Genomic DNA, 24,914 nt, shown 5'->3' on the forward strand with positions numbered 1-24,914 from the left:
CGGCGGATTCTGCCCAAGGCAGCCGTGGCCCGGCCTCTCTACGACGACTTCTGCTCCCGGTAGAGCACGAGGTGCTCGTGATGGAGCACCCCGCCCCGGATGTCGCCCGTGGCGGTGAACCCGGTGTCGTCGACGTAGTCCAGGTGGCTACCGGTCACCGTGTATCGGCCGGTGTACGCGTTGCGCCGCTCGCCGCGGGCTTCGGCATAACGGCCGTCCAGCAGCAGCTCCTGACGAATATGGCCATCCGCGGTTACCCACATTCCCACCACGTCGACGTGGTCGCCCTCAACGGTCCCTGCCATGGCGGACTCCTCTCATCGAATGGCGTGGTCCTTCCCGCTCCACCGAGTCTGGGCAGGTCAGCGGCCACCAACCAGGACGCGCGCTGCCTGGGTGTGGCACACCCCGGCAGCGCACCGGGTCACCGTCTAGTCATGAACACATGGACGACGACCACCTGGGAGAGTTCCTGCGCACACGCCGCTACGGACTGCGGCCGGAGGGCGTCGGCATGGCGAGGGGCCCGCAGAGTCGCCGGACTGCGCCGCGAGGAGGTCGCCGTCCTGGCCGGTGTGAACGCCGACCACTACACCCGCCTGGGACAAGGCCGCGAGCGCAACCCCTCACCCCAGGTGGTCGACGCGCTCAGCCGCACGCTGAGCCTCGACGCGGACGCACGCCCGCACTTGTACCTGCTTGGCGTGGCCGCGCCGAAAGACCAGCCCTCCGTCCACGCCGCCGAACGGGTCAGCCCTTCGCTGCGACAGCTCGTGGACGGTTACTCGAACACTCCAGCGTTCGCCATGAGCCGGACCCTGGACCTCCTCGCCGTCAACGCCCTTGCCGATGCCCTCTATGCCCCGAGCCGGCGGACAACTTGGCCCTCATGACCTTCCTCGGCCCCGCAGGCCGCAACTTCTGCACGGACTGGGACCGGGCAGCACAGATCGCCGTCGCCAACCTCCGGGAGGCAACCCGGATTCGATCCTGATAGCCCACGGCTACGCGAACTCGTCCGCACCCTTACTGAGCACAGCGCGGACTTCACCCGCCTCGGGAACGGCCACGCCGTGCGCGGCAGGACCCAAAACGCCAAACGCATCCTCCAGCCGCACGTCGGCCCACTCACCCTCACTTACCAGGCTTCGGACGTGCGACGCCCCCGGCCATCAGCTCGTTATCTACCACGCCGAACCAGGCAGCCTCAGTGACCCGTTCCTCAATCTGCTCGGTTCGACTGGACATCTGAAACACCCTCATGAAACGGTTCGGGGCCGTGAGCGACGACTTCAAGCGCGTGGAATCGCACGACTGCCTGATGTCCACCTGCGCCGCCCCCGCGGGCTGCCCGTGCCGGACCGGCAAGGACAGGGTGGCGATCCAGCACCACACGGCCCGCTTCCGCCCTGGTGCCCCAACTCGCCAAGGCGCTCAGCGTACCGACTCCCGCCGTACGCAAGCCGGGTTCGGCGCGGACCGAGCTGCCCCCGGCCCGTGCGCGCCGGCGCCGAACCGGTCGGACACGTCCGCGTCGGCTATGCCCGTGCCGCGACCGCCCGGCAGCCCCTGGACGTACAACTCGACTCGCTCGGCGAGGCCGGGGTCACCCGGGTCTTTTCGGAGAAGATCTCCACCCGCGCCACCAAACGACCCGAGCTGGAGGCTGCTGTGAAGCTCGCCGGGGAGATCCGCTCCTCCGGTATCGCCGTCACCCTCGTCGTGCACGAGCACAAGCGGCTGGGGCGCGGCATCGAACTTGCCATGCTCGCCGAGAAACTGAGGATAAGCTACGTCGGCCTGGAGTTCCTCACCGGAGAGTTGAAGGGCTCACACGATCCGTCCGGCATCGTGTTCACCGTGCTCGCGGCCATGTCCGGCATGCAGCGCGAGTACATCCGCGACCGCAACCTCGAAGGCCACGAGAGCGCGCGGAAGCGTGGCAAGACCATCGGCGGCGCCGGGGTTACCGACGACGACATGTTGTGCTTGGCCCTCCACCCACGCGACCAGGAGATGAGCCAGCGCGACATCGCCAAGCGCCTCGTCATCACCACCGGTGCGAAGAGGGGCCAGCATCCCTCGCTCGCCACCGTCATGCGGATGCTGCGGGAGCACGACGAACACGCCGCTACAGCGCCGAGCACGTGATCCCTCGGCTAGTTTGCGGCTGGTGTCCGAGCTAGGACTCCAGGGCCGTTTACATCGGGATGGCATCGGACGCAGCCAGCACCGAGGAGTACGTCCTGGAGCCCGACGAAATCGCGCCGAGCTGGCACCTCATGACCGAGGACGAGAAAACGGACTTCATGCAGCCGCTCGTCCAGGGCCACATGGACAACGCGATCGAAGCCGGGTGGAGCGAGGCGTAGCGACGACGTCCCTCTTCGCCAGGGGAGCCAGTGGCAGCCGTCTGACGGCTTCAAGAGCCATCAGGAACGGCTTGGATCCTCAGATAGGCAACCAGACGGTTTCGGCTCAATAGGCTGCTACCAGGTGAAGCGTTCCCAGTATGTGGGCCAGTTGGAACCACCGTTCACCAAGTGGATGCCCGCGCTGCCGCCACCCGGATGGTGCCAAAACAAGGTGTCCCCCGTGACGAGCATTGTTCCAGTGTGGTCGGTGTCGTCACAGACCGCGTCATCGTTGTTCCACCCGTCCCTCCTCCCCTTAGCGCCGAGATCCTGCTTTTCTTCAGCAGTCAGTTCGGGAGTGTCTTCGGCCACCGTAATGTGAACCTGGGTTGCCGTGCCCGCAGCGCACCTGTAGGTGAAACTGACACTCAATTTTTCCCCATTGCCTACATAGGTGACCGAGTTCACCTTCGGCTTGGGTGGCTCTGCGTGCGCAACGGGCCCATACGTACTCCAACCTGCGGTACCCAAGAAGCATGCCGCGACCATGGCGGCGGCCCGTGCACCCTCGACTCGCATAGCCATTCCTGTCTCCTGGAAGTGCACCAACCTGACTCGCTCACTGTATAATCAGCCCCTTTGGAGGGATCGCTTGGGCGCGCCCTATCGAGGTCTAGTATTCGACTGGTTGCTGCTGCCTTAGAGTGCCATCTGGAGCTTGTAGTACTGGTCGGTTGCGTATGTCGCGGCCCGCCGGGGTGACTCCCGGATTTCGATGTAAGCTGCCGGATTGGTGTTCATTAGGGAATCGAGCCCGTCAAGAAACAACTGGAACTTGTCTACCTGCGCGGTACGTCAGTTCAAGCCACGTTGCAATGGAGAACCCCTGCCCAGACGAGGTGCGGATCCACCCACCCAAGTAAGAGCCATCAAAATCGAGCCGGTCCCAGCCTCTGTGTGGCCAGCGACGCGAACATCGTCCACAGCTATCCGCTGTCCAATCTGAATCACGACGAGTTCGGCTCCCCGAAGATCGCCTTCGTGGGCGGTGCTGCGCTGCAAGCGGGCCCAGGAAGAGCACTGGCTCGGCGAGGTTGAAGGCATCGACCCTGACCTTCCTCCGCGCCAAACAGGCCGAAGCCGCCCGCCTCACCAGGAGACCCGCCACCGACCTCGGCATTCCGCGCTCACGCCCACGCCCACGCCCACGCCCCGAGGAGCCTGAATGATCACCCTCCGAATGAGGGAAGTTCGGAGCGGCGCGCGCTACCAGATCAGCACACCGCCAGCGACGCCCCGCGCACGCTCGGCCGCGTCCTCGATATTCCTCAGCCGCTCCGAGATCTGCCAGACGTACTCGGCGTGTGTTTTTGACGGATCAGTCCGCGGGGCCACGACTTCGAGGTTGCTGCGGATCAAGGCACACTCGGTCAGGAAATCCATCACCTGGTCCGAGAGCACCTTCAAGTCACCGCTGGCCAGGATCGGAAAGAAGCTCGCACCCAGTGAGCGAACGGCCTCGGAACCCCACACCAAAGTACGCCAGCGTTCGAAGCCGGCGAGGTCCGAACTGCCCTCGGGGACGTCCAGCACGTCCACCTGGCCGCCCACACCGACGACGAAAACATCCACGGACAAGCTCATGAGCCCAGTGCATCACGGCCAAGTAACCGCGGTCCACGCGACTCCTCCTGCAGCCCGGCATTGGTCACCAGAGGCACTGACCACTCGATCGGTTGAAGTGCAGCGACGGGTGATCCAGTGCAAGCACAGCCGGGACGGTGACCGGGGCCCTGCGGTCGTCACCGCCGACCTGCTCGTGCTGAACGGCACGGCCGGCAGCTGCACGGGGCGACGTGGTGGTGCTGGCGACGAACGGACGCTTCTCGTCGAAGTGCCCGCCGCTGGCCAAGTCGCAGAGGCTGCATCTGGTGGATCGCCGGATCCTGGAGGAATGGGCCGCAGGCGGCCGCCCGCTGTGGGACCTGCTTCGGGCCGCCCCGCCGCCCCGCGGACCGTCGTAACTCGGCTCTCGGGCAGGTGCGTTGCCTCGTGTCCGGTGCCGCGCCGTACGGTCGAAAGGCGCCCGCAGCCACTTCACCTGGTTGCGGGCGCCTTCGTGTTGTGCTGATTTGCGGTCAGTGGGTGGGCTGGGCGATGTGCAGAGTCTGGGCGGCCAGCGACAGGCGGCGTTCGTGGGCCTGGTGGAGGTCGGCCAGCGCCTGCTCCAGCGCGGGGTGCCCGGCCTCGTGGGTCTGGCGGCAGGCGGCCTCGTCCCGGGGGAGTGGCAGAAGAACGGGCGACGCAGGGCGGCTTCGGCGCGCTCGCTCCACATGTCGATGGCGATGCGGGCCTCGTCGACGGCGAGGACGTAGGCGTGGTGGGCCGCCAGCCATGCTGCGGTGGTGCTCAGCGCCTCCCAGCGCAGCTCGATCTGGTGCAGCAGGCGGTCGAGCTCAGCGCGGGCGACCTGCTCTTGGGCGACGCGGTCGCGGACATCGGAGTAGCGGGCGACGGTGTCCATCATGGCCACCAGCCGCATTCCCTCTGTGTGGCCCTCGGGTCCGCGCGGGTCGAGGGCCGGGTGCTGCGCGGCCCACCGGCGCAGTGCCGTGTCGTACTCGACGTCGAGCGTTTCGCCGACACCGGTGAAGCCCTCGATGCCGAGCGGGGAAATGGTGATCGCGTTGTTGCCCGTCGGTCGGTGGTCGGGGTCGATGCCCATGGATCGCAGATCGGCGTACACGGTGGGCCGGCTGATCCGCGCGTCCTCGGCCAAGGCTGACACATTTGTCTCGCCGGCCTGTCACGCCGCAGCGATTAGGTCCGCCCGCCGTCCCGGGGCGGACCAGGCGCGCAGTTCGTTGAGTGCTCCGTCTCGTGTCGTGCTCACCCAACAAGCATGGTGTAAAACTTATTTACATAGTAAGTAGCTTTACTGTATGTGCCTGAAGCCACTGCGCCTTGGCTCAATTGACACCCGGGCTCGCTGCCCTGTCACTGCAGATTGACCGCTGTTGTGTTGTCTCAACGATGCGTGATCGAGGTGTCCCGCTGGCGGCTTGGTGGAGTGGATGAATTCACCGAGAGAGGCCTTCGCGACGGGCTCGCGGCAGCGGAGTCGCCGGTCTGGTCTGTGAGGGCTGCCGCGGGACGACGTCTGGCGGCAGCACCGCAGATTGAGGGGGTCTCCAGTGTCCTGCACCGTTTGTTGCTAGACGCTCAGGACACCGGGGTGACTTCGGAGACCGCGATGGCTCTTTTGGCTCGGAGAGATCTGACTGGCCTGCGTGCTGTGCTCGCCGCCCGCGCAGTCGCCTCTGACCAGGGAAGCGCCGATCAGCTCGCTGCAGAGTTGGACTCTGACCCACGTTGGGCGACCGGTCAGGACGCTGACGAGCTGATCGTGCAGCTTCGGGTCTTGGCAGCGGACAGAGACCTCGATGTCCGCGACGAAGCCCTATTGCGACTTGCACGCCTGCGTTGATCGGAAGGCACTGATCAATCGTCGGTGAGATCGGTCAATCTTCCCTAATCGGCGGTGATGCGGGGCAGGGCACTCAGCAAGTCCGCTGCTGAGCCTGCTCGTTGATCTCTGCAGCATGCTGTCGGTTGGGATGTTCTTGTGATTGAGCGTTTTCAGTGTGGCCACTGATCGGGTGATGGGGGCAGGCGAGGACGGGGTGCGCAACGGACAGGGCTTCCGTGCCGTTGAGTGAGGTGTTCGCGTCTCAACTCGGCAGCGCAGGAGCCCCGTTGGTTCTATATCCTGCCGTACTTGACCTGCCCCAGGCCTTGATCGAGTGGGTCACGATGCTCATCATCACCCGCGAGGGTGACCCGGCGGTGCAAACTCCCTCCGCACCGTCGTGCCCTGGTCGCCCTCGTGTACCCGCACCGACACGACACCCTCGCCGGTATCGCCGGAGCCTTCGGGATATCCGTCGGCACCACCCACCCCCATGTCACCGCGGTGACCGGGCTGCTCGCCGAGCAAGCACCGGGCCTGCTCAAGACGCTGCGGGTGCACGACCCGGACTTCGTCCTCCTCGACGGCACGCTCGCCGAGTGCGACCGCGTCGGCGATGGCCTGGCCGACTGCTCCTCAAAACACAAGCGGCACGGAGTGAACGTGCAGGTCGTCACGGACCCGGCCGGGGAGATTCCGTGGCTGTCGCCGGCGCTGCCGGGCCGCGCGCGACCTGACGGCCGCCCTCACTCACAAGATCCTGCGGATCTGCGAGCGTCAGGGCGTTCCGGTCCTCGCCGACATGGCCTACATCGGTGCAGGCGAAGGGGTCACCACGGCCAAGCGCCGCCCGCCGGGCGGTGAACTCACCCTTACCGAACGGACCAAGAACCGGGCCCTGTCCGCAGCTCGGGCTCCCGTCGGCCGAGGCATCACACGGCTGAAGTCCTGGCAGATATTCCGCAGATCCCGCATCAGCCCCAACCGCATGAGCGTCATCACCAGAGTGTCCTCACCCTGGAGAGGCAACGCTGAAAACGCTCAGTGTGCCTTGATCCGCAGCAACCTCGAAGTCGTGGCCCCGCGGACTGATCCGTCAAAAACACACGCCGAGTACGTCTGGCAGATCTCGGAGCGGCTGAGGAATATCGAGGACGCGGCCGAGCGTGCGCGGGGCGTCGCTGGCGGTGTGCTGATCTGGTAGCGCGCGCCGCTCCGAACTTCCCTCATTCGGAGGGTGATCATTCAGGCTCCTCGGGGCGTGGGCGTGGGCGTGGGCGTGGGCGTGGGCGTGGGCGTGGGCGTGGGCGTGAGCGCGGAATGCCGAGGTCGGTGGCGGGTCTCCTGGTGAGGCGGGCGGCTTCGGCCTGTTTGGCGCGGAGGAAGGTCAGGGTCGGGTCGATGCCTTCAACCTCGCCGAGCCAGTGCTCTTCCTGGGCCCGCTTCCGGCGCACGAGAAGGTCCTTCTCGATCTCCGCGAGGCGGGGCAACATCTTGAGGTTGATCTGGAGCATCCCGATGTGGCGCACCCGCCGGACGGGCCCCGGCCACCCGGTCCGGGGACGCCTCCCACCCGCCCGTCCTGCTGGTGTTCAACCACGTCGGGGAGCGCAGCCCCAACCGGTCCCGCACCTGATGGAGCTCACCCGGCACCTGTGGCAGGGCGAAAGGGCCGAGAACGGTCACCACCACTACTACGACGAGAAGATCCCGATCGTCGCGGTCGGACTGCGCAACCTCCGCCAGCACGGCCCGGCCGGCGCCGTGTTCCTGCTCTTCGGCCGTGCCCAGCCGCAGCCGCTCCTCGATGCGATCGGCAACCCGCGCCGCGATGCGGCCGATGACCGTGCCCGGGAACGGGCATCGGCCCGGCACGAGGAGTATCAGGCACAGCTGCGGCGGTTGGCCCAGGGCCAGGCGGCGAAGCAGGCCGCCGAGCGCGAGGCCCGCAGTCCCGTCTGCACGGGCTGCGGGGCAAGGTTCATCGACGAACGGTGGGAAGTGGCACAGCCGACGGACTGGAACACCCCGGATGACGGCCACCCTCACCTGTGCGCTGCCTGCAAGGAGAAGGCGGTAGCGGGCCGAGCGTGAAGCATCCGAGCGCCGCGCAGCCGACCGGCAGGAGCAATCCGTGCCGGAACGCGACGGGACGGGCCCGTACGACTTCACGCTCCCAGGGCAGCCGGGACCGAAGGAGACGGGCGGCTGGTTCTCCCGCTTCCGTAGATCACCCACATCAGCAGCTGGTGCATCCATCGTGATAGCACTGGGCCTTGCCCGTCGACTGCGCAAGCCGACTGCCTAGCAAGCCCGCGCGGCGGGCAAGCCCCAAGTGCACCTTGCGAGGCCCGGCCGCCGTAGGCAGCACGAGCAAGTCATAGGGGAGCCTGGGCAATCCCGCGGCCGACTTGCCCGCGAACGGGCCACGGTCCGGTGGGTCGAACGGCAACCGAAGTTCTCATGCCATCGCGTGGGACGGATAGGCGTCCGTTCTCAAGCTCCGAGATGGTGGACGCATCCGGAATCAGCGAGGTGATCGAAGCGAGAGGGGTGAACTATCCGTTGTGTGCTTCGAACTCGGTCAGCAGCGTCTCCTGGGTGGCCGCCCACGACGCCAGGAGCGCCACATCGTGAGCGGTCGGGGTGCCCGCAGGTGCGGTGTAGACGTTGAGGTGGAGGCCGGGTTCGGCGGGCAGTTCCAGGGACTCGACATCCAGGTCGAGCCGGCCCACGATCGGATGGCGCAGACGTTTGCGGCCGGACCGGTGCAGCCGCACGTCCTGAGATGCCCACCGCTGCCGAAATAGTTCACTGCGCGTTGACAGTTCGCCGACTAGGGCGATCAGCACCTCGTCGTGCGGATTGCGGCCGGCTTCCATGCGTAACTTCGCGGCTACGTCGCCGGCGATTCGGTCGTAGTCGACAAAGAAATCTCTGGCCGCCTCGGGGTTCAGATAGACGAACCGCGCGGTGTTCGCGGGCCGTCTCGGGTCGGCCAGCACCGGTGAATACAGCGCACGACCGAGTTGATTCATGGCGAGCACGTCATATCGTCCGTTGCCGATCCAGGCCGGCGCATCGGAGATCGCGTCGAGGACCTGCTGCAGCGTCGAGCGCACCGTCACGGCAGGCCTGCGCCGGCGTGGGCCGCTGGGCGCCCCGGATTGACGGGCGAGGTGGAACAGGTGGTCACGCTCGGCCTCGTCGAGTTGCAAGGCAGAGGCCAACGCCTCGAGCACGCCATCGGAAGCACCGGCGAGGCTGCCGCGCTCCATGCGCACGTAGTAGTCGACCGATACCCCTGCCAGTAGCGCCACCTCCTCGCGGCGCAGACCTTTGACCCGACGGTTGCCGCCGTAAGCGGGCAGGCCCGCCTGCTCGGGTGTGATGCGGGCGCGACGCGAGCTGAGGAACTCCCGTATCTCGGTGCGTAGATCCATAGTGGCCATCCCCTCACCGTAAGGCCGTCCCGCAATCTAAGGGGTACCCGATGCCGTCGTCGCGGTGCCGCCGTCCACCGGGATGATGGTGCCCGTGAGGTAGGACCCAGCCCGGCTGGCGAGAAACACGGCGATACCCGCCATGTCGTCGTCGCGGCCGAGCCGGCGCAACGGGGTCGCCGCAGCGATCGCGTCGCCGATGGCATCGAGCGTGGACGCCATCATCTGCGACGGGAACACTCCCGGTGCTACCGCGTTCACGGTGACGTGCTGTGGGCCCAGCTCTCTGGCAAGCACTCTGGTGAGTTGATGGAGTGCCGCCTTGCTGCTGGCGTACGAGTAGTTGGGCGCCTGGGCGACGTGGATGGCGGCGATACTGCCGATGTTGATGATCCGCGCGGGATCATCGGCGGTGCCCGCCTGGCGAAGTGCGGGGAGCAGCGCCTGCACCAGCCAGAACGGCGACTTGAGGTTGAGGTCGATCACTGTGTCCCAGGCCTCGTCCGGGAACGTCTCCAGCGGCTCGCGCCACATGGCTCCCGCGTTGTTGACGAGGATGTCGAGTCGTTCTGAGTCAGCCTTGACATGATCAGCGAGGCGCTGACACTCGTCGTGCCTGGACAGGTCGGCCGGGATTGCTTGAACGTCGCCAAATTCGGACAGCACACGCTGTGCTTCCGCGCATGTGTCCGCCTTGCGTGAGCTGATGACGACGCGGGCGCCGGCCTGGAGAAGGCCGCGCGCTATCATCATCCCAATTCCCCTGGTGCCGCCAGTAACAAGGGCGTACTTCCCCCGCAGATCGAAAAGTTCTGTCTGAGTGGTGAATTGATTGTCCACCATTGGCCTCGGTCCCTTCTGTCGTGGGAGAACACGCCGACACGGTCGCGCATTCGGGCAGCTGAATCTGAACTGATGTGGTCAACGCTGCAGTGCGCGTCCGTGGAGTGTTGTCGGCGCTTTCAACTCATCCAGATTGACAGGCGTTTTGGACGGCTGGGAGACCCTGGTGATACAGGTACTGTGAGAGCCCCCCTTTCCTGGTGTGCTGAGTCACCTGAGCACCTTGGGCGTGAGACATCCGGACAGGTCACATAACGCCGTCCAGGCCCGTGTCCGGCGGCAGCTGCGCCAGGGCCGCCGCTCGAAGCTCCGGGAACGACCCGGTCATGTCCGTGCCCTGCCGCGAGCGCAGCAGCCCGCGCCCGCCGGTGTGTACGGCGAGCTGTGCGCGGAACCCGTCCCACTTCGGCTCCGCCGCCCACCCAGGGGGCAGCACCGAACTGTTCACGGCCACGGTCAGCATCGGCTCGGGCAAGGACCACGTCATGCCATGAATGCCTCCCACGCCGGCGCCCCACTCGATCGCCCTGGAGCCTTCCCGTCCCCGGTCAGTCCTGTGGGCGGCACACCTGGCAGCACTCGATGCCTTCCTCGCTCATCGCGATCTGCGCCTCCATGGCGTTGAGGTAGCCCATCTCCTTGGTGTAGAGGCCGCAATTGGCCCGGTGAAGGAGGGCGACGCCGCTTCCGTGCGGGAGGGCTGCAGTGCATCGTGACCTCGAACCGGGGCGGCGCCGCCATGGCGCGATGCGCGTTGGCCTCGGCCTCGCGCTCGAACCGGTCGGAGGGGTCGGAGACCTTGAGCCCGCTGCCGTCATCCGTCCCGGCGACGGGACCCTGACGCCGCTGGATCACATGGGTGAGCTCATGGGCCAGGGTGTACCTGTCCGCGCCGCCGTCGCCGACGACGACGTGGCTGCCGGAGGTGAAGGCGCGGGCACCGACCTCGGCCGCCGACGCCTTCGCCGCACTGCCGTTGTGGATGCGCACATCGGAGAAGTCCGCGCCGAGCCGGCCCTCCATGTCGGTGCGGGTGACCTCGTCCAAGGGGTAACCCGGTGTTCGCAGGACACCCTTCACGGCCGAGCGCTGCACCGCGGCCTGCTCATCGTGCTGGTGCCCGCATCCGGCGGAGTGCCGGTGCTGCTCCTGGGCCCAGGCGTGTCCGGCCTGACGGAGCATCTGCAGCCCTGCGGCATGCCCGCACTCCTTTGCAGGGCCATCGGGCTCGCGGGAGACGCCGAAACCGTTCCGCAGCGGATCTGCGGGAGGACGAACGCTTTTGCTCGTTCGCCTTCTGCTCAGAGTCGTGGTGGGAATGCCTGGACGTCACAGGGTCACCTTTCGAGGGCCAGGGCAGCCGCCTCGGATCGCGGACCGACAACTGCCCCGTCCCAAACCCCCAGAGGACCGATCCAGTGGGATGTTCCAGAGGGCAGGAGGCTCAAACCGGCAGGGGACTCCGGGGAGCCCGGGTTCGGACGGGGCTCGGAGGGATATCGAGTCCGCCCCGGTAACGTCACGGTCGCAATTGAGGTCAGGACGTGCCGGTCCGACGGTCGGCAGGTGGGTGATCAGGAGGCAGCCTGCTAGGTGAGCACCAGTTCGGTGCCAGGCTTCCAGCGGGTCGGTCGGCGGGCGGAGCGGTCCGAGACCTGTGAAGCGATCGCGCGGTGGGTCTCGGCCATTGGCGTGCTCGACGAAGATCCGGGCCGAGGACTGTCGCTGGTGCATCTCCCGCCAGGCGTAGGTCTCGCCGAGAACGCGGGGAGCACGGACCGGGCGCTCAGGGGCTCCTCAACCTGAGGGCCATGTCGGCAAGGCAGCACGGGTTGGGGTAACCGTGTGAGGAAGGCGTTGATCCCTTCGAAGCTCTGTCGCGCGAACGTCTGTCGAGCTTGACGGCCGGCCCCGTGCCCCGCCTCCGTCGCCGCTCTTGGCGGGCAGTGCCAGGTCACGGGATGTCGAGCAGTACCTTCCCCACTACGTCTTGTTCGAGCGCGGCATGTGCGTCAGCGGTGCGCTCCAGCGTGAAGTGAGCGCCTGCTGCTTGGCGGCAGGCGGCACGGTGTAGACGAAGACGCTCTGCCAGCGCAGGTTCGCCGCCATCGAGGACAGCACCGGGACGGAGAGCCGCTCGTCCTCGCCGCCCCCGTAGTACGCCACCACAGCTCGTGGGCAACGCGACGATCCAGCTTGCCCGCTGGGCCGGAGCGCGTGTGATCACCCCCGTCAGCGGTCCCGCCGAGGGCGCCCTGGCGGGCCGAGCTGTTGGGCACCTACCGGATGGAGAGTTCGGCGCATGAGTCGGTCAGCATGAGCGCATGATCTACGCAATCCACCGCTCCCAACCCCGGTCCGCACGTGGCCGGTTCAGCCTGCCAGCTGCTGCAGCCATTCGCGTAGCAGAGCTGTCTCCGTGGCTTTCAGGGGCACCCCGGCGTCCGCGGCAGGGGGTCCGGCGGTGAGCGCGGTTTCCAGTGCTGCGTCAAGGGCGAGTGCGCGCGAGGCCAGGTCAGACCCGGAGGAGGCGGGCGAGTCCGTGGTGAGGGAGGCGATGACGGTGTCCCGCAGCCGTGCCGAGGTGGTCAGGTCCCGCTTTGAGGGCGCTTCGCCGATCAGTGCCAGCGTGGCACCCGTGGTTGCCGCGTGAATGACGCGGGTCGCCTGTGGCACCGGAACCCGAAGGCGCCCGGCCTCGGCCGCGTGGCGTAGCAATGTCACCAGCAGGGCGTGCGCCTCGTCCGCGGCGGGGGGGCGCCGGCCGGGCTGCACAGTGCCGTACATGAGCATGTAGAACGCCGGGTGCTGCAGCCCGAAGTCGACGTGCAGGTCCCAGCCGCGGTAGAGGTCGGCTACCGGGTCGTCGGGAGTCAGCGCCAGTGCCTCACGTTTCTCGGCCAGGTACATCTCGAATCCGTAGGTGGCCAGCTCGGCCAGGAGTCCGTCCTTGTCGTCGAACATCCGGTAGAGCGCGGGGGCCGTGATGCCCGCGGCTGCGGCGACCGCGCGCGTGGAGACCGCTTCGCTGCCGCCCTCCTCCAGGAGGTTGGCTGCCACCTTCAGTACCTGGCGCCGTGCGGCGCGTCGTCCGTCATCCATGGGACAACGGTATCCGATTTTGCATATCACCGTTAGATCAGTGCTACGGTTTTAATCGGAACGACGATACGCCCCTGGTGAGGGGCAGCGCCGCTCCGCGGGGCTGGGCATGTGCCACACCCTGACCGAGGCCACCGGCCCCACTCGTGGAGCAGTGCGGCCGACCGTCGCAGCAGACGGCCCGTCACCCGCCTGCGCCATCACCGAAGCCGAACACGCCGCCATCGCGGCAGAAAAGGAACACCCCGTGTCCGACATCTCGATCGTCATCGCGTCGCATTCCGGCTACGGCCACACCGCGCAGATCGCCACAGCCGTCGCGGACGGCGCACGCTCCATCGCCAGGACGCAGGTCCATCGCGTGGACGTAGCCTCCCTCAGTGACGCCGACTGGGAGCTGATGGACGCCGCGGACGCCATCATCTTCGGCACCCCCACCTATATGGGCACCGCGTCCGGGGCATTCCATGCCTTCGCCGAGGCCACCAGCAAGCGGTGGATGACCCGAGCCTGGAGCGACAAGCTCGCGGCGGGATTCACCAACTCCGGCTCCATGAGCGGCGACAAGCTGCACACCCTGCAGTACCTGGCGCTCCTGGCGGCCCAGCACGGCATGCTCTGGGTGAACCTGAACCTCCTGCCGGGCTGGAACACCACCACATCCAGCCCCCAGGACGACAACCGCCTCGGCTTTTACCTCGGCGCCGGCGCACAAAGCTTCAACGACGCACCCGAGGTCCACGACGCAGACCTGAACACCGCCCGCCACCTTGGCCGGCGCGTCGCCGAGCACACCCGCATCCATCGCGCCGGGCTGACCGCTGCGACGCGCTGACACGACCGTCCGTGAACCGGCCCGGCAGTCCCGTCCTGCACGGGTGAGAAGCAACTCCGCACCAGAAAGTTCGGGTGGGGCTGCCCCCGGTCCAAACGGTCATGCCGGCAGGCGTGCCCAGCAGAATCGTTCGGTTCGGCGAAAGGACGCGGGAGGCGTACCCAGTAGGGGCCTTTCGTTCAGAAGTCACCTTTGCAGTCTCTTTCAGGGGAGCACACCATGCAGAACCGGACGCTCGGAAGCCAGGGCCTTGTGGTCTCGGCGATTGGCTATGGCGCGATGGGCCTGACGATGGCCTACGGACCCACCGACGCGGCGGCTGGCGTCGCCGCCCTCCGCCGCGCCTACGACCGGGGCGTCACCTTTTTCGACACCGCCGAGATGTACGGCTGGGGCACCGGATCCAACGAGATCCTCGTCGGCAAGGCGGTCAGGGACTTCCGCGACGACGTGGTCCTGGCCACCAAGTTCGGCGTCGACATGTCGGTACCGCCCGAGCAGATCGGCGGCCCTCTCAACAGCCGGCCCGACAACATCCGCAAGGTCGCCGACAGCAGCCTGCGCTACCTCGGCGTGGACCACATCGACGTCTTCTATCAGCACCGCGTCGACCCCGAGGTGCCCATCGAGGAGGTCGCAGGCACCGTCAAGGAACTGATCGACGCGGGCTGGGTGAAGTACTTCGGTCTCAGCGAGGCCGGACCCGAGACGATCCGCAGGGCGCACGCCGTGCAGCCGGTCTCCGTCCTGCAGACCGAGTACTCCCTGTTCGAGCGGGACGTCGAGCAGCTCTTCCCCGTCCTGGACGAACTCGGCATCGGCTTCGTCGCCTACTCGCCCCTCGGTCGAGGGTTCATCACCGGCACCGCCAAGCCCGCCGGCCGGTACGAAGGCAACGACATACGCAACGTCGACCCGCGCTGGCAGCCGGGCAACTTCGAGAAGAACGTCGAAGCCGTCGACCGGCTCGCCGCCCTCGCGGCGACCAAGGGCGCCACCGTCTCCCAGCTCGCCCTGGCCTGGCTCCTGAACCGGAGCGAACACATCGTGCCGATCCCCGGCACCCGCAGCCCGAAGCGCATCGAGGAAAACGTCGGCGCCGCCGACCTCACCTTCACCCACGCGGACCTCAAAGCCATCGACGAAATCCTGCCCCACGGCGGCTTCGGCGCCCGCTACGCCGAGGGAAACGTGCCGACCTGGACCTGAGATCCACCCCGAGGCAGACACCACTGCCCCAACCGAGGCCACACAGCCGGGATCGCACCCCACAGGCGGCACGGCCCTGTGGCTCCCCGTGATGCTGACCTACCGTACCGGTGGCCACAGCGCCGACACCTCCCACTCCTGTGCAAGTCGTGGCCGGCGACTTCACCGGCGACAGCGGCTCCGACCTGATCGTGCGCTGGAGCGATGGCGAGGTGACGCTGTACCCGTCGGTCGACGAGAAGGGCTTCCATGGTGAGGTGCAGCTGCACAAGCCCGGGCCGGACGACATCTGGAAGCACGCCTCCGCCATGACGTTGGGCCGCTTCGGCGGGAACGACAAGGTGGACGACCTCGTGGTCCGCTGGACCGACGGCGAAGTGACCATATACCAGAACACGGGCACGGTCCTCGGCTCGCAGATCATCGCCGCGGCACCCCAGGCGCCACAGGCAGAAACCTGGAAGCACGCGACCGGAATCGGCTCCGGTGAGTACGCCGGAAACGACAACTGGGACCTGATCGTGCGCTGGTCGGACGGAGAAGTCACCAACTATGCTGACTTCGACGGCAGCAGCACCTGGCGAGAACACACGTGGTACAAGCCCAACGAGTTGCTGACCCATGCAGTCCTGGTGACTGGGGGCGACTTCTCGGACAACCCTTATGCGGACGACACCATCATCCGCTGGACGGACGGCGAGCCGTCCCCCTACCTCGACGGTAACGAGCAGGGCATCGGCACGGAACACCCGCTCGTCGTCAAGAAGTAGTCCCACCTGGTGCCCCGGGCAGATCATGTCCGGGGCACCTCACGCTCTGATCGGACAACGATGCTGACGACGTTGCCTCGCCGAAGGACCGCTCTGCCCGGCATGGCTCTCGCATGCCTTCTGACCCTCGCCGCCTGTGGCGAAGACGCCGGTCATCCCAAGGTAACAACCACCGCTACCGAGCCAGGAACCTGCGACGAGAGCAAGCCCGGTGCGCCCGGGGCCTGGAAACCGGTGCTCACCGAATTCCGCTCCTACCTGGAGACATCCGGACCCGCAGGCGTCCAGGACCACGTCAAGGACGCGAAGCTCCGCGACTGCCCCGGCGGGGACAGGGAGGCAAACATCCTGACCGACTACGACCCGCACCTGGACGCCCCCGACGTGGACACGGAAACGAAGGAGAAGGCCGACCAGGTCGCACAAGCATTCACCGAGTGGCGGGACCAGAAATTCCACGACGAAGGGTGGGTGTACGTCATCAACGGAGCAGTAGAAACAGTCTCGAAACGGGCCTGGTGACGCGGCGTTCGCTGAACGTCAGCAGGCCGCCCTCGCCGTGAAACCGCGGCAGCCGTGAGAGGGCGGGAAGCCTCCGGCCGCCCCGTGCTGGTGAGCGCGGGAGTAGGCCCTGCCCGCACGCAGTCTCCCCGCAGTCCGCACACGCCGACTCGGTCATCTTGAACGGTTCCCCGTACGTCTCGCACTCCCACCAGGAACCGGACCGGGAGCTCCCGGTCCGCGGCCGCGGCGCCGTGAAAGTACGCCAGGCCACGTTGTCCTCGGCGAGCACCGCGATCAGGTAGTCCTCGTCACACCAGGCTGCCTGCCCGTACAGCAGATCGCTCTGCTGGCCGGACCGGTAGAGCACGAACGTCTTGTCGCGCTCGACTGTGGCGTGGGTCCCCAGGGCCGCGGCCAGGAGCGGGGTACCCGACTGGTCGGAGCCCCGAGCCGGCGGAATCATGCCGTGAGCCGCAGCGAACAACACCCGGCCCGCGGCGTCGAACAGGACGACCGCGCCCCCGCCGGCCAGGTACTGCGCCGCACGCACACAGCACGCCTCGCGCGAGGCGCGGGAGATAGGGAACATGGCGACCACGTCGTCGGCGCAGGGCCCGCAGCGGATGCCCGGTGGGCTTTGATCGAGCCGGTGTTCACGCAGTGGCGGTCCGGGCGGACTGGACCCGGTGTGGCGGCGCGGGTGCATGACCTGCGGGAGATCGTGAACGCGATCCTCCATGTCAACCGAACCGGTATCCCGTGGGAGTACCTGCCCCACGATTTCCCACCGCACAAGACCGTCTACGACTACTACGCGAAGTGGGAGGCGGACGGTACCACGGGGCGGGTCCACGATCTACTGCGGGACAAGACACGCCGCGCTCATGGTCGTGCCGCGGTACCGTCGGCCGCCGTGGTGGATGCCCAGAGCGTGAAGACCTCGGCAAACGTGGCCGAGACCAGCCAGGGCATCGACGCGGGTAAGAAGATCGAAGGGCGCAAGCGCAACCTGCCGGCCACGGCCTCTCAGGGTTTGCCGAGATGCAGGAGGCCCGTGGGTCGTTGCTGGAGCTCGTGCTCGACCGTGATGACACCGTCGTCACCAGGGTGACCACGGAAGTGCTGCTTCGGCGAAAGGACAGTGCAGGACTGGCGACGGTCGCGTCCGCGCTGGCAGTCGCTGACCTGAATCACGGAGATTGGATCCACACCGCGGTCGTCGACGTGTTCAGCGTTTTCTCCCACGACCGGGACGACGCGATCCGGTTGTGCGAGGAGCTGTTGCAGGACGCTGACGAGCGCGTTGCCCGGGGGGCTCGTCAGCTGTACGAGCTCCTGGCTGGGATCGATCCCGTTCTTCGCCCCGCATAGCGCAGCCGCTGTCGTGAGAGCGCGGGTGCTCGACGGCAGAATTTGGAGCCGTCACCCGCCCATCATGTGCGAAGCCAGACGACTATGGCGGCAGCGGTGACGGTGCCGAGGAAGACGTATCCTCGCTTGTCGTGGCGAGTCGCGACGGCTCGGGAGTTCTTCAGCCTGTTGATGGCCCGTTCGACAGTGTTGCGCCTCTTGTACCGCTCCTCGTCGCAGCCCGGCGGTCGTCCGCCCCGTGATCCCTTGCGCAGGCGGACGGCCCGGCTGTCAGTCTTCTCCGGGATGGCGTGGCGGCCCCGCCGCCTCAGATACCCGCGGCAGGGTCTGTTGCTGTAGCCCTTGTCCGCCGCGACGCTGTCCGGCTTCGTGCGCGGCCTGCCTGACCCAAGTCGGGGAACGCGGATCTTCTCCAGCACGGGCGCGAACTGCGTGCAGTCCGCCCGCTGGCCTGCGGTAACGACCAAGGGCAGCGGACGGCATCGGCCGTCGGCGCTCAGATGAATTTTGGTGGTGAAGCCGCCGCGTGAGCGGCCCAGGCTCTCGCCTCGCTCACCACCTCCACCAGGCGGCCGACCAGACTCTGCCACGGTGTATCGTCCTGGTGTTCTGGCACCTTGTCCCCTTTTGATGCGCCCGGTGCCGGCGGCGGGCCCATCCGGGCGCCGGCCGCGTGCTGGTGCGCGCGCACGATGGTGGAGTCCACCGAGACGTCCCAGTCGATCTCCCGCCGCATCGGCCGCGGCCTGGACCTGCTGCAGCAGCCGTTCCCAGGTGCCGTCCGCCGACCACAGCCGACGGCGCTCGTAAACGGTCTTCCACGGACCGAACCGCTTCGGGAGATCACGCCAGTGCACCCCGGTCCGCACCCGGTGCAGGATCCCGTCGATCACCTGCCGGTGATCGCGCCACCGTCCGCACCGACCGTTGCTCACCGGCAGGAACGGCCGCAGCCGCTCCCACTCCGCGTCCGACAGATCACCGCGTTCTCCCCGCCCCATGCCCGACGCAACGAGCAGATCAGACGACAGTCACATGATCGGCCGGACAGATCCTAGATCGTTACGGGACAACGCTCAGGAGTCTGAGATTGCCTGGTGCCAGGCGGCTTCTTCATGGGATCCGTAGAGGGGGCCGACTTCTCGGCTGGCGGTGCCGGTGTGACCCCGGATGACGCCGATGACCTTGTCCCAGTGGCCGGGCTGCGACTGGACGAAGAAGGGGCCTCCGGATGCTCCGCCGCCGAGGCGACAGTTCACAGCGATGCGGGTGGCGTTGTCCGGGTCGGGATAGCCGCCGGCATCCGAGCACGCGTACTGCTTCGACATGTCGCCCTGGCTGTTTCCGTAGCCGACGACGGTAACTCGCTGGTAGGGGCCGTCGTTGAAGTCGACCAGGTTCATGATGGAGACGTCACCGGCGTTCTGGCCACAGCAGTTCGGTCCCAGCGTCATGAACGCGGCATCGTGATTGCTGGGGTTCTGGGGGTCGTATCCCAGAGCAGCCACCCAACTGCGGAGCGGGAAGCTGTCGAAGGGCCGGTTCCCATCGACATAGGCGGGGACGTAGAGCGCGCTGACCACCGCTCCGTTCGAGTCGCTCAAACAGTGGGCAGCTGTGGCGGCCAGGTTCTTGTTGCGACCCCCCTCCACCGTCACCGCGGTGCAGCTGAAGTCCTGTTGCGGCTTGTGAATGAAGAGCCTGCCGACACTGCGTGCGTCGTGCCCGGCCAGCATCTGGGCCGGGGCTGCGGCAGCAGCCCGGGCCGGGGCGATACCGGCCGAAATAGTCGTGGTGGACGTGTCGGCCGCGATCGCCGCAGCCATGCGCGCTGGCGTCCAATAGGCGCGCACCGCCGTATCGGTGGCGCCATGGTGGACGACGCCCGAACCGGCGCCGCTGGGGCTGACCACGGCCGGCACAGCTGAGACCGAGCCTTGGGAACCATCGGCGGCTGCGGACGGCGACGCCAAAAACGCCGTAGCCAGTGCAAAGGCCCCCACACATGCGGACCCTGCCTTCACCCTTGCCTTCTTCTTCCTCACCACGGGAACTCCCCGGCCTCCCGACGGTCTCAACAACCGCCAGGACACATCGATGTGAAGGACTCCGAAGCAATAGCCCACCGGGGCTGGGGCCGGTATCACCCGAAGCTGAACGTACCCAACCTAGTCGTCACGATCGATGTCGTAGCCAGCCTTACCGGCCAAAACTTGGGCCAGACCCCCGAAGAGATGCTTGCAGACACCTTCCGCTCGTCAGCCGATTCGCCGAGGTGGGCAACGGACTGAAACCGGGGTGTTCGCGGCGCCCGGGATTCGTCCTGTGCGCGCGAACCCCTCGGATTCTGTTTCTGATCCAGAAGGCCGCTGTCCGGTCTTCACTGCGCGGGTCGCTGATCCGATGCGCCGCGGAGATGCCGGCGCGCGCCACACGTCTCCAGGGCCGCGCGTGGGTCATCGCGTCGGCAGCGGCCTCGGAACTGTCGTCGGAGTCCACCACGGCTACCGGTGGCGAACCGTCCGCGGGGCACCGCACGAGCCCATCGTCGGCGGGGGCGACGATTCCGGACTGCGTCTCATGCCTTTCCCTGCGAGCCGAGTCTTCGGGTGTGGTGGGCGACGACGTAATGGGCGGGAATGAGTGTGAGCCAGAACCACATGGCTGCTGCCGTATTGATGAAAGCCAGAGGGATGGAGAGCCCGAGGATCAGGACGCTGGCGCCGAGTTGGGCAGTGAAGCGATGGCGGGCCACGGCGGCGGTCGATGCCGGTGAGGGATGCACTTGGCGCTGTGTGAGCAGCAGCAAGATCGCGTGTACCGCATGGATCGCGGCCATGGCACCCGCGTAGAGGGCGACGGTTTCGGGCTGGGAGGCGTACTGGGCCAGGAGCGCCGTGGGGAACGGCAGCAGGGCGACGAGGCCAAGACCCAGCAGAACCAGACGCGTTACCGCGGCCGTCTCGGTGGGCAGCGCGGTCAGGATCCGACGGTGGTCACGCCAGAGTCCGGCAAGGAGAGCGAAGCTGAGGGCGAAGGCGCCGACTTTGGGAAGGGCCTCGGCCAGGGCCTTGTGGAATGCGGCGTCGTCCAGGTGGGCGGGGATCGCGACGTTGATGACGAGAAGGGTCATCGCGATGGCGTAGATGCCGTCGGACAGAGCGATCAGGCGTGCCGCGCCCGGCTCCCTCGTGTGAAGGTGGGCCGGTTTCACTGGATCGGTCATACCGACGACAGTAGGGCTACGCGCTGCCTTTGGAGGCAGGGCGTGTCGGTCGGGTACGCCGGCGTAGGAAATCTGGTCCGGCCGCGGATCGTGCGGAAGATCCCTCGACCTCGGGAGAGGCGGTGGGCACTCTCGTGCGGGCCGGTGAGGGGGGCCCGCGCTCCGGACAACAGGGTCCGCCCCCCATCACGGGCGTTAGAGCGTGCTGAAGCCGCTCTGCCCCGGTCGGCGGCAGCCAGTGATGGCCGCCAGGGGGATTCCCCCGATGAAATCCATTTCCTGGGTGGGGCCGACGGGACCGATGACGGCCGCGGTCGCGGTCTCCAGGGACGTGCTGTTGGCGTAGACCGTCGGCTTGGTCAGGATCTTGCTTCGCGCGGGCGGGGCGGCGAATCTGTGCCAGCCGCTGACCTGGATCTGGTAGAGGTGCCGGTCGTTGCTGGCGTACCCGCCGCAGTCCTCGTCCAGCGCCGTGGAGACCAAGGTCGGCTTGGGGCTGCTGACATGGGCCCTGGCGTAGGCGATCGGGTCCTCAAGGAACATGGCGAGTTCGGTCGCGACGGACGTGTTGTTGCGGGACCTCATACCGTTCGCCTGCTGGATGGCCTCGGGAGAGCGCCCATCGGCTCGGAAGACGACCAGGCTGGCCGATCCGGCGAGCGTGTACCCGTGCGCGGGGTTGTCGGAGGGCGCCTGCGCGGGCTCCGCGGCGGCCGACGTCTGCCCGGCCGAGTTGGTCTGGTCGGAGCTGGTGGTCTGCGCGGCCCCGCCGAGCCTCAGCCTGTCGGGCTTGTTCGGTACGGGCGGCTTCCTGGACGCGGTCTGCACGGCGACCGGGCCGCCGCGACCCTCGTGGGCGGCGCCGGCGGCGGGGGCAGTCCGTGGCTCCACGGCGCGTTGCACGTCGAGCGGTGCCTGCATGACGGGCTGCGCGTTGACCTCCGCGGCGCGTTCGAACGGGTCGGAAGCGTCGGAGACGCGGAGTCCGTCGCCCATGTCCGTACCGGCCACAGGGCCCTGACGCTGCTGGATGACATAGGTCAGTTCATGGGCGAGGGTGTGCTTGTCCCCACCGTCGGCGCCGATGACGACATGGCGGCCGGACGTGTAGGCGCGGGCACCGACCTCGCCGGCCGACGCACGGGCGGCGTTGTCGTCGTGCACGCGGATGTGGGAGAAGTCCGCGCCGAGCCGCGACTCCATTTCCTGGCGCACTAGCTCGCCGAGGGACTTTCCGGCGCTGCGGAGCACGTCGTGGACGGTGGAGCGCTGCACCGGTGCGTGCGAGGTGGCGATCCCCTGGTCGTTCTCCTGAGGGTTCTCCTGGTGGCCGCAGCCGGCGCCGTGCTCGTGCTGTTCCTGGGCCCAGGTGTGGTCGGCGCTGCGGAGCATCTGGACGACCGCGGCGTTGCCCGCAGCGGCCTGCAGGCCGAGCAGTCCATGGTGCGCGGGCAGGGCAGGGCAGAGGCGGGCCGACGGGCAGGGATACGGCTGTTGCCCGCCCCGGTGCGGGAGCTGGCCTTCTCGTGATCGTGCACGGGAGCCCCTCTTGGTGTGAGATCGTCAACTTCCCTGGTTACGTGGCGGGGAGCCGATGGCGCAAGGCACGAGCGGGCAGCATGCGATGACCGGACGGGCACATCCGACGCCGCGATGATCCGCGTGTGGGCCGATCCGTTCTCGTCCGGCGGAGAACAGGTGCCGAGGTCCAAGCTGCAGCTACCGGTAGCCGTCATCCGGCACATTGATGGACAGTTCATGTGGGGCCGCGCCCGCATCCGGAACGTTCACAACATCTCGCCTCCTGGTTCGGGGGCTGTTCGGGGAGCCGGCAGGAAAGGTGCCGCGGCGAAGCAGCAGAGGTCTTGGCGGAACACCTGCTCATCCGGCGCCTCCCACGGCAGCGGCGTGGCCCATGGCAGGTCGCCGGCTCACACACGTGCTCTCGGCAGGCCCGGCGCCCGGCGGCGCTCGTCTTGCCACCAGCAGCCCGCGGAGCAGGACCGGTGTCACCAGCAGGATCAGCGGTTGGGTCTGCAACACGTCGTCGACACACGACTCCTGGACACATCTCGTACTACGGCCGAGGGGCCGACCGACCCCCGACGGTGCAGTTCAGATACAGGCCTTGCGGGAGACCGGAATGACCTCGTTGGAGGAGGCTCCGGCGGCGGACCCGGCGCATACCGCGGTGCTGGAGGCGGCCGGCGTCGTGCGTCGGGACGGGAAGACGGGACGGGAAGAGGTGATAGCGCCCTGTGTCGCAGCTCGATCCCGTCTTCTTCAACACGGCTTTCTCAACATGGCGTTGGCCTGGCCCAGCTCGATGCGGCAGGCGGTCGCCGCCGCTTGCGGCGAGTCCGCGACGGAGTTGTGTGCCGTCGCAATAGCCGGCCCGGTCGGGCCGGCTCAGGAGATCGCGGTCATCCACGGGGCTGTCCAGCAGCGCGCATCACGCATCGTCAAGGTCGAAATGCGCCTGCCGGCTCCCGGCATCGGGCCCCTGCCCCATCGACTACGACATCCTGAAGTAAGCCGCCCTCATCCAGTTCGGCACCTGATCGACCGGGCGGCACTCAACTGAACAGCGGGAAGCGCTCCGCGTCCGCGCCGAGCCGGTGCCGCTCGGCATCGGTCAGCGGCACTCGCCCGGTGGCGGCCCGAGCGTAATGCTCGCCGTCCCAGTCCATAGGGACTGCCCGGCCCAGCAGGCCGTCCAGCGTCGCTCGGACGCATGCCAGGCCCGCCCCTGAGGGGCGCCGGGCGTCCGGCAGTCCGACGATCAGGTCCAGGTGGTGAATGGTGGCCTCGACGGCGAGAGTCGTCAGCAGGTCCCCGACGGTGAGCACACGCCCCTGCGTACCGATCCGCAGGCCGGTGTCCGCCCGCCCTGCAGCGAGGACCAGGGCCGCCGCCGTCTCCAGGTACAGCTCCCGCAACTGCCCGAAGTCGAGGAACATGCTCGCACCCACCCGGGACCAGCGCCGCCCGTGGGCCGCCCCCACCGCATCCGGCTGCCAGTCCCGCCAGTACGTGACCGCGTCCCGGTCGACCGGCCCCTCCGCCGGGCTGTGCAGCGCCACCAGCCCGCGTTGCGCGTCGGCCAGACAATGGAAGACGAGATCCCGCACCGCCCAGCCTGTGCATCCGCTCGGCGTCCACGACTGCTCGTCGCCAACTCCCCGCACAACATCACTGAACGCGCCGTAGGCCGAACCCACCGCCTCCACCGCGCCGTTCTCCACGTGACCATCCACGCCGACCCTCTCCTCCCCATCCGCCGAGCTGTCAGCCCGTCCCGACGGCCTTGAGCCTCGACTCCATGGACCCAGGATGGCCCTGCCCGGCCCCAGGCGCTGTACGCGCAGTCCTCCGCTGCCACTTGACCAACAGAACCAACGGCGTGTCTTCGCACCGCAGAGCACCTACCCCACTGATGCGAGCGACCACGCGAGCCCACAAGATCGCCCGGACAGCGCCTAACAGAATGAGCCGCGAGCTCACGGGAGAATCCACCCCAACCTGGCGAATCGAATCCGGCGAATCGGTCAACACATCCTGAATGCTGATCAGATGCCCTCCTAAACGTCCTAACAGAAGCCGTTGATCATGCGACTTTCGGTTCGGCTGGTCGTTGGTCTGGTCGTGGGGAAACGTCATTCGCGGCCTTGGATCGTGTCGGATGAACTGTGTTCGCTCATCGAGCCGTTGCTGCCTGAGCCGGCGCCGAAGCAGGTGGAGGGGCGCCCTCGGGTGCCGGACCGGCAGGCGCTCTGCGGGATCCTGTT

At 67.5% G+C, this 24,914-nt stretch carries 27 protein-coding genes and 3 pseudogenes; 13 read left to right on the top strand and 17 right to left on the bottom strand.

What is annotated here, in order from left to right; translation table 11 throughout:
• Nucleotides 1-38: 38 nt before the first annotated feature.
• Entirely contained in the window at nt 39-305 is a 267-nt protein-coding gene (locus ACFYNP_RS37675; protein WP_388791918.1) for an Atu4866 domain-containing protein, read from the bottom strand.
• Nucleotides 306-445: 140 nt separating this feature from the next.
• Here ACFYNP_RS37675 and ACFYNP_RS37680 point away from each other — a divergent pair.
• The 3 genes and pseudogenes from ACFYNP_RS37680 to ACFYNP_RS37690 all read left to right on the top strand — a co-directional run.
• A pseudogene (locus ACFYNP_RS37680) lies at nt 446-1,239 on the top strand (helix-turn-helix transcriptional regulator); the annotation flags it as partial.
• A gap of 258 nt (nt 1,240-1,497) precedes the next feature.
• Entirely contained in the window at nt 1,498-2,151 is a 654-nt protein-coding gene (locus ACFYNP_RS37685; RefSeq protein WP_388791958.1) for a recombinase family protein, read from the top strand.
• A gap of 59 nt (nt 2,152-2,210) precedes the next feature.
• Nucleotides 2,211-2,372, top strand: coding sequence for a hypothetical protein (locus tag ACFYNP_RS37690; RefSeq protein ID WP_388791920.1), 162 nt, complete (start codon nt 2,211-2,213; stop codon nt 2,370-2,372).
• Nucleotides 2,373-2,489: 117 nt separating this feature from the next.
• Here the strand turns inward: ACFYNP_RS37690 and ACFYNP_RS37695 are convergent, their stop codons facing one another.
• The 3 genes from ACFYNP_RS37695 to ACFYNP_RS37705 all read right to left on the bottom strand — a co-directional run bounded on the left by ACFYNP_RS37695 (nt 2,490) and on the right by ACFYNP_RS37705 (nt 5,133).
• The gene (locus ACFYNP_RS37695; protein ID WP_388791922.1) at nt 2,490-2,822 is read right to left on the bottom strand and encodes a hypothetical protein; all 333 of its coding nucleotides are present in this window, start codon (nt 2,820-2,822) and stop codon (nt 2,490-2,492) included.
• A gap of 798 nt (nt 2,823-3,620) precedes the next feature.
• Nucleotides 3,621-3,998, bottom strand: coding sequence for a hypothetical protein (locus ACFYNP_RS37700; protein ID WP_388791924.1), 378 nt, complete (start codon nt 3,996-3,998; stop codon nt 3,621-3,623).
• A 64-nt stretch (nt 3,999-4,062) separates the two neighbouring features.
• The gene (locus ACFYNP_RS37705; protein ID WP_388791926.1) at nt 4,063-5,133 is read right to left on the bottom strand and encodes a hypothetical protein; all 1,071 of its coding nucleotides are present in this window, start codon (nt 5,131-5,133) and stop codon (nt 4,063-4,065) included.
• Nucleotides 5,134-6,110: 977 nt separating this feature from the next.
• Between ACFYNP_RS37705 and ACFYNP_RS37710 the strand changes: the two are divergent.
• From ACFYNP_RS37710 to ACFYNP_RS37720, 3 genes and pseudogenes are all read left to right on the top strand, one after another.
• A pseudogene (locus tag ACFYNP_RS37710) lies at nt 6,111-6,858 on the top strand (transposase family protein).
• A gap of 40 nt (nt 6,859-6,898) precedes the next feature.
• Complete coding sequence (locus ACFYNP_RS37715; protein ID WP_388791928.1) at nt 6,899-7,027, top strand: hypothetical protein; 129 nt, start codon at nt 6,899-6,901, stop codon at nt 7,025-7,027.
• Nucleotides 7,028-7,458: 431 nt separating this feature from the next.
• Nucleotides 7,459-7,917: a hypothetical protein gene (locus ACFYNP_RS37720; RefSeq protein ID WP_388791930.1), complete on the top strand. Its 459-nt coding sequence runs from the start codon at nt 7,459-7,461 to the stop codon at nt 7,915-7,917.
• Between the two features lie 464 nt (nt 7,918-8,381).
• Here the strand turns inward: ACFYNP_RS37720 and ACFYNP_RS37725 are convergent, their stop codons facing one another.
• From ACFYNP_RS37725 to ACFYNP_RS37755, 7 genes and pseudogenes are all read right to left on the bottom strand, one after another.
• Nucleotides 8,382-9,275, bottom strand: coding sequence for a helix-turn-helix transcriptional regulator (locus tag ACFYNP_RS37725; RefSeq protein ID WP_388791932.1), 894 nt, complete (start codon nt 9,273-9,275; stop codon nt 8,382-8,384).
• A 27-nt stretch (nt 9,276-9,302) separates the two neighbouring features.
• A complete protein-coding gene (locus ACFYNP_RS37730; RefSeq protein ID WP_388791934.1) occupies nt 9,303-10,109 on the bottom strand; it encodes an SDR family oxidoreductase in 807 nt (268 codons plus the stop codon).
• A 247-nt stretch (nt 10,110-10,356) separates the two neighbouring features.
• Entirely contained in the window at nt 10,357-10,596 is a 240-nt protein-coding gene (locus tag ACFYNP_RS37735) for a hypothetical protein (RefSeq protein WP_388791936.1), read from the bottom strand.
• Nucleotides 10,597-10,657: 61 nt separating this feature from the next.
• Nucleotides 10,658-10,927, bottom strand: coding sequence for a DUF6233 domain-containing protein (locus ACFYNP_RS37740; RefSeq protein ID WP_388791960.1), 270 nt, complete (start codon nt 10,925-10,927; stop codon nt 10,658-10,660).
• Nucleotides 10,928-11,003: 76 nt separating this feature from the next.
• Nucleotides 11,004-11,291: pseudogene (locus tag ACFYNP_RS37745) on the bottom strand (DUF4157 domain-containing protein); the annotation flags it as partial.
• A gap of 801 nt (nt 11,292-12,092) precedes the next feature.
• On the bottom strand, nt 12,093-12,275 hold the full coding sequence (locus ACFYNP_RS37750) for a hypothetical protein (protein WP_388791938.1): 183 nt from the start codon (nt 12,273-12,275) through the stop codon (nt 12,093-12,095).
• A gap of 207 nt (nt 12,276-12,482) precedes the next feature.
• Entirely contained in the window at nt 12,483-13,211 is a 729-nt protein-coding gene (locus ACFYNP_RS37755; protein ID WP_388419653.1) for a TetR/AcrR family transcriptional regulator, read from the bottom strand.
• Nucleotides 13,212-13,458: 247 nt separating this feature from the next.
• Between ACFYNP_RS37755 and ACFYNP_RS37760 the strand changes: the two genes are divergently transcribed.
• The 4 genes from ACFYNP_RS37760 (at nt 13,459) to ACFYNP_RS37775 (ending at nt 16,547) form a co-directional block, all read left to right on the top strand.
• Nucleotides 13,459-14,046 carry a flavodoxin family protein gene (locus tag ACFYNP_RS37760; RefSeq protein WP_388791940.1) on the top strand — a complete coding sequence of 196 codons (588 nt, stop codon included), beginning with the start codon at nt 13,459-13,461 and terminating at the stop codon, nt 14,044-14,046.
• A 219-nt stretch (nt 14,047-14,265) separates the two neighbouring features.
• Nucleotides 14,266-15,255 (top strand): aldo/keto reductase, encoded by a 990-nt coding sequence (locus ACFYNP_RS37765; RefSeq protein WP_388419657.1) that lies wholly within the window; start codon nt 14,266-14,268, stop codon nt 15,253-15,255.
• A gap of 149 nt (nt 15,256-15,404) precedes the next feature.
• Entirely contained in the window at nt 15,405-16,025 is a 621-nt protein-coding gene (locus ACFYNP_RS37770; RefSeq protein WP_388791942.1) for a hypothetical protein, read from the top strand.
• Nucleotides 16,026-16,127: 102 nt separating this feature from the next.
• A complete protein-coding gene (locus tag ACFYNP_RS37775) occupies nt 16,128-16,547 on the top strand; it encodes a hypothetical protein (RefSeq protein WP_388791944.1) in 420 nt (139 codons plus the stop codon).
• On the opposite strand, the gene ACFYNP_RS37780 is transcribed toward ACFYNP_RS37775, so the two are convergent.
• The gene (locus tag ACFYNP_RS37780; RefSeq protein WP_388791964.1) at nt 16,507-17,118 is read right to left on the bottom strand and encodes a hypothetical protein; all 612 of its coding nucleotides are present in this window, start codon (nt 17,116-17,118) and stop codon (nt 16,507-16,509) included. The genes ACFYNP_RS37775 and ACFYNP_RS37780 overlap by 41 nt on opposite strands.
• On the opposite strand from ACFYNP_RS37780, the gene ACFYNP_RS37785 reads away from it, so the two are divergent.
• Both ACFYNP_RS37785 and ACFYNP_RS37790 read left to right on the top strand, forming a co-directional pair.
• Complete coding sequence (locus ACFYNP_RS37785) at nt 17,065-17,640, top strand: transposase (RefSeq protein WP_388791962.1); 576 nt, start codon at nt 17,065-17,067, stop codon at nt 17,638-17,640. The two genes, ACFYNP_RS37780 and ACFYNP_RS37785, sit on opposite strands and share 54 nt — an antisense overlap.
• Nucleotides 17,592-17,900, top strand: a complete 309-nt coding sequence (locus ACFYNP_RS37790; protein ID WP_388791946.1) for a hypothetical protein — start codon at nt 17,592-17,594, stop codon at nt 17,898-17,900. The genes ACFYNP_RS37785 and ACFYNP_RS37790 overlap by 49 nt, the downstream gene beginning before the upstream one ends.
• A gap of 62 nt (nt 17,901-17,962) precedes the next feature.
• On the opposite strand, the gene ACFYNP_RS37795 is transcribed toward ACFYNP_RS37790, so the two are convergent.
• The 4 genes from ACFYNP_RS37795 to ACFYNP_RS37810 form a co-directional block, all read right to left on the bottom strand.
• Complete coding sequence (locus ACFYNP_RS37795; protein ID WP_388791948.1) at nt 17,963-18,901, bottom strand: IS5 family transposase; 939 nt, start codon at nt 18,899-18,901, stop codon at nt 17,963-17,965.
• 75 nt (nt 18,902-18,976) lie between these two features.
• Entirely contained in the window at nt 18,977-19,945 is a 969-nt protein-coding gene (locus ACFYNP_RS37800) for a trypsin-like serine peptidase (protein WP_388419663.1), read from the bottom strand.
• Nucleotides 19,946-20,478: 533 nt separating this feature from the next.
• Entirely contained in the window at nt 20,479-21,126 is a 648-nt protein-coding gene (locus tag ACFYNP_RS37805) for a TMEM175 family protein (protein WP_388791950.1), read from the bottom strand.
• 195 nt (nt 21,127-21,321) lie between these two features.
• Complete coding sequence (locus ACFYNP_RS37810) at nt 21,322-22,518, bottom strand: DUF4157 domain-containing protein (RefSeq protein ID WP_388791952.1); 1,197 nt, start codon at nt 22,516-22,518, stop codon at nt 21,322-21,324.
• Nucleotides 22,519-23,269: 751 nt separating this feature from the next.
• Between ACFYNP_RS37810 and ACFYNP_RS37815 the strand changes: the two genes are divergently transcribed.
• Entirely contained in the window at nt 23,270-23,710 is a 441-nt protein-coding gene (locus ACFYNP_RS37815; protein WP_388791954.1) for a hypothetical protein, read from the top strand.
• On the opposite strand, the gene ACFYNP_RS37820 is transcribed toward ACFYNP_RS37815, so the two are convergent.
• Complete coding sequence (locus ACFYNP_RS37820) at nt 23,703-24,383, bottom strand: maleylpyruvate isomerase N-terminal domain-containing protein (RefSeq protein WP_388791956.1); 681 nt, start codon at nt 24,381-24,383, stop codon at nt 23,703-23,705. The genes ACFYNP_RS37815 and ACFYNP_RS37820 overlap by 8 nt on opposite strands.
• Nucleotides 24,384-24,914 lie beyond the last annotated feature (531 nt).

The organism is Streptomyces sp. NPDC006691 (assembly GCF_042869955.1).
Taxonomy (GTDB): domain Bacteria; phylum Actinomycetota; class Actinomycetes; order Streptomycetales; family Streptomycetaceae; genus Streptomyces.

What these genes read in the sequence shown, in the direction of transcription:
- ACFYNP_RS37675 (WP_388791918.1), bottom strand. Translation starts at nt 305, where the DNA reads ATGGCAGGGACCGTTGAGGGCGACCACGTCGACGTGGTGGGAATGTGG.
- ACFYNP_RS37690 (WP_388791920.1), top strand. Translation starts at nt 2,211, where the DNA reads ATGGCATCGGACGCAGCCAGCACCGAGGAGTACGTCCTGGAGCCCGAC.
- ACFYNP_RS37700 (WP_388791924.1), bottom strand. Translation starts at nt 3,998, where the DNA reads ATGAGCTTGTCCGTGGATGTTTTCGTCGTCGGTGTGGGCGGCCAGGTG.
- ACFYNP_RS37720 (WP_388791930.1), top strand. Translation starts at nt 7,459, where the DNA reads ATGGAGCTCACCCGGCACCTGTGGCAGGGCGAAAGGGCCGAGAACGGT.
- ACFYNP_RS37725 (WP_388791932.1), bottom strand. Translation starts at nt 9,275, where the DNA reads ATGGCCACTATGGATCTACGCACCGAGATACGGGAGTTCCTCAGCTCG.
- ACFYNP_RS37730 (WP_388791934.1), bottom strand. Translation starts at nt 10,109, where the DNA reads ATGGTGGACAATCAATTCACCACTCAGACAGAACTTTTCGATCTGCGG.
- ACFYNP_RS37735 (WP_388791936.1), bottom strand. Translation starts at nt 10,596, where the DNA reads ATGACGTGGTCCTTGCCCGAGCCGATGCTGACCGTGGCCGTGAACAGT.
- ACFYNP_RS37740 (WP_388791960.1), bottom strand. Translation starts at nt 10,927, where the DNA reads ATGACGGCAGCGGGCTCAAGGTCTCCGACCCCTCCGACCGGTTCGAGC.
- ACFYNP_RS37755 (WP_388419653.1), bottom strand. Translation starts at nt 13,211, where the DNA reads ATGGATGACGGACGACGCGCCGCACGGCGCCAGGTACTGAAGGTGGCA.
- ACFYNP_RS37765 (WP_388419657.1), top strand. Translation starts at nt 14,266, where the DNA reads ATGCAGAACCGGACGCTCGGAAGCCAGGGCCTTGTGGTCTCGGCGATT.
- ACFYNP_RS37775 (WP_388791944.1), top strand. Translation starts at nt 16,128, where the DNA reads ATGGCTCTCGCATGCCTTCTGACCCTCGCCGCCTGTGGCGAAGACGCC.
- ACFYNP_RS37780 (WP_388791964.1), bottom strand. Translation starts at nt 17,118, where the DNA reads ATGTTCCCTATCTCCCGCGCCTCGCGCGAGGCGTGCTGTGTGCGTGCG.
- ACFYNP_RS37795 (WP_388791948.1), bottom strand. Translation starts at nt 18,901, where the DNA reads ATGGGGCGGGGAGAACGCGGTGATCTGTCGGACGCGGAGTGGGAGCGG.
- ACFYNP_RS37805 (WP_388791950.1), bottom strand. Translation starts at nt 21,126, where the DNA reads ATGACCGATCCAGTGAAACCGGCCCACCTTCACACGAGGGAGCCGGGC.
- ACFYNP_RS37810 (WP_388791952.1), bottom strand. Translation starts at nt 22,518, where the DNA reads ATGCTCCGCAGCGCCGACCACACCTGGGCCCAGGAACAGCACGAGCAC.
- ACFYNP_RS37815 (WP_388791954.1), top strand. Translation starts at nt 23,270, where the DNA reads ATGACCTCGTTGGAGGAGGCTCCGGCGGCGGACCCGGCGCATACCGCG.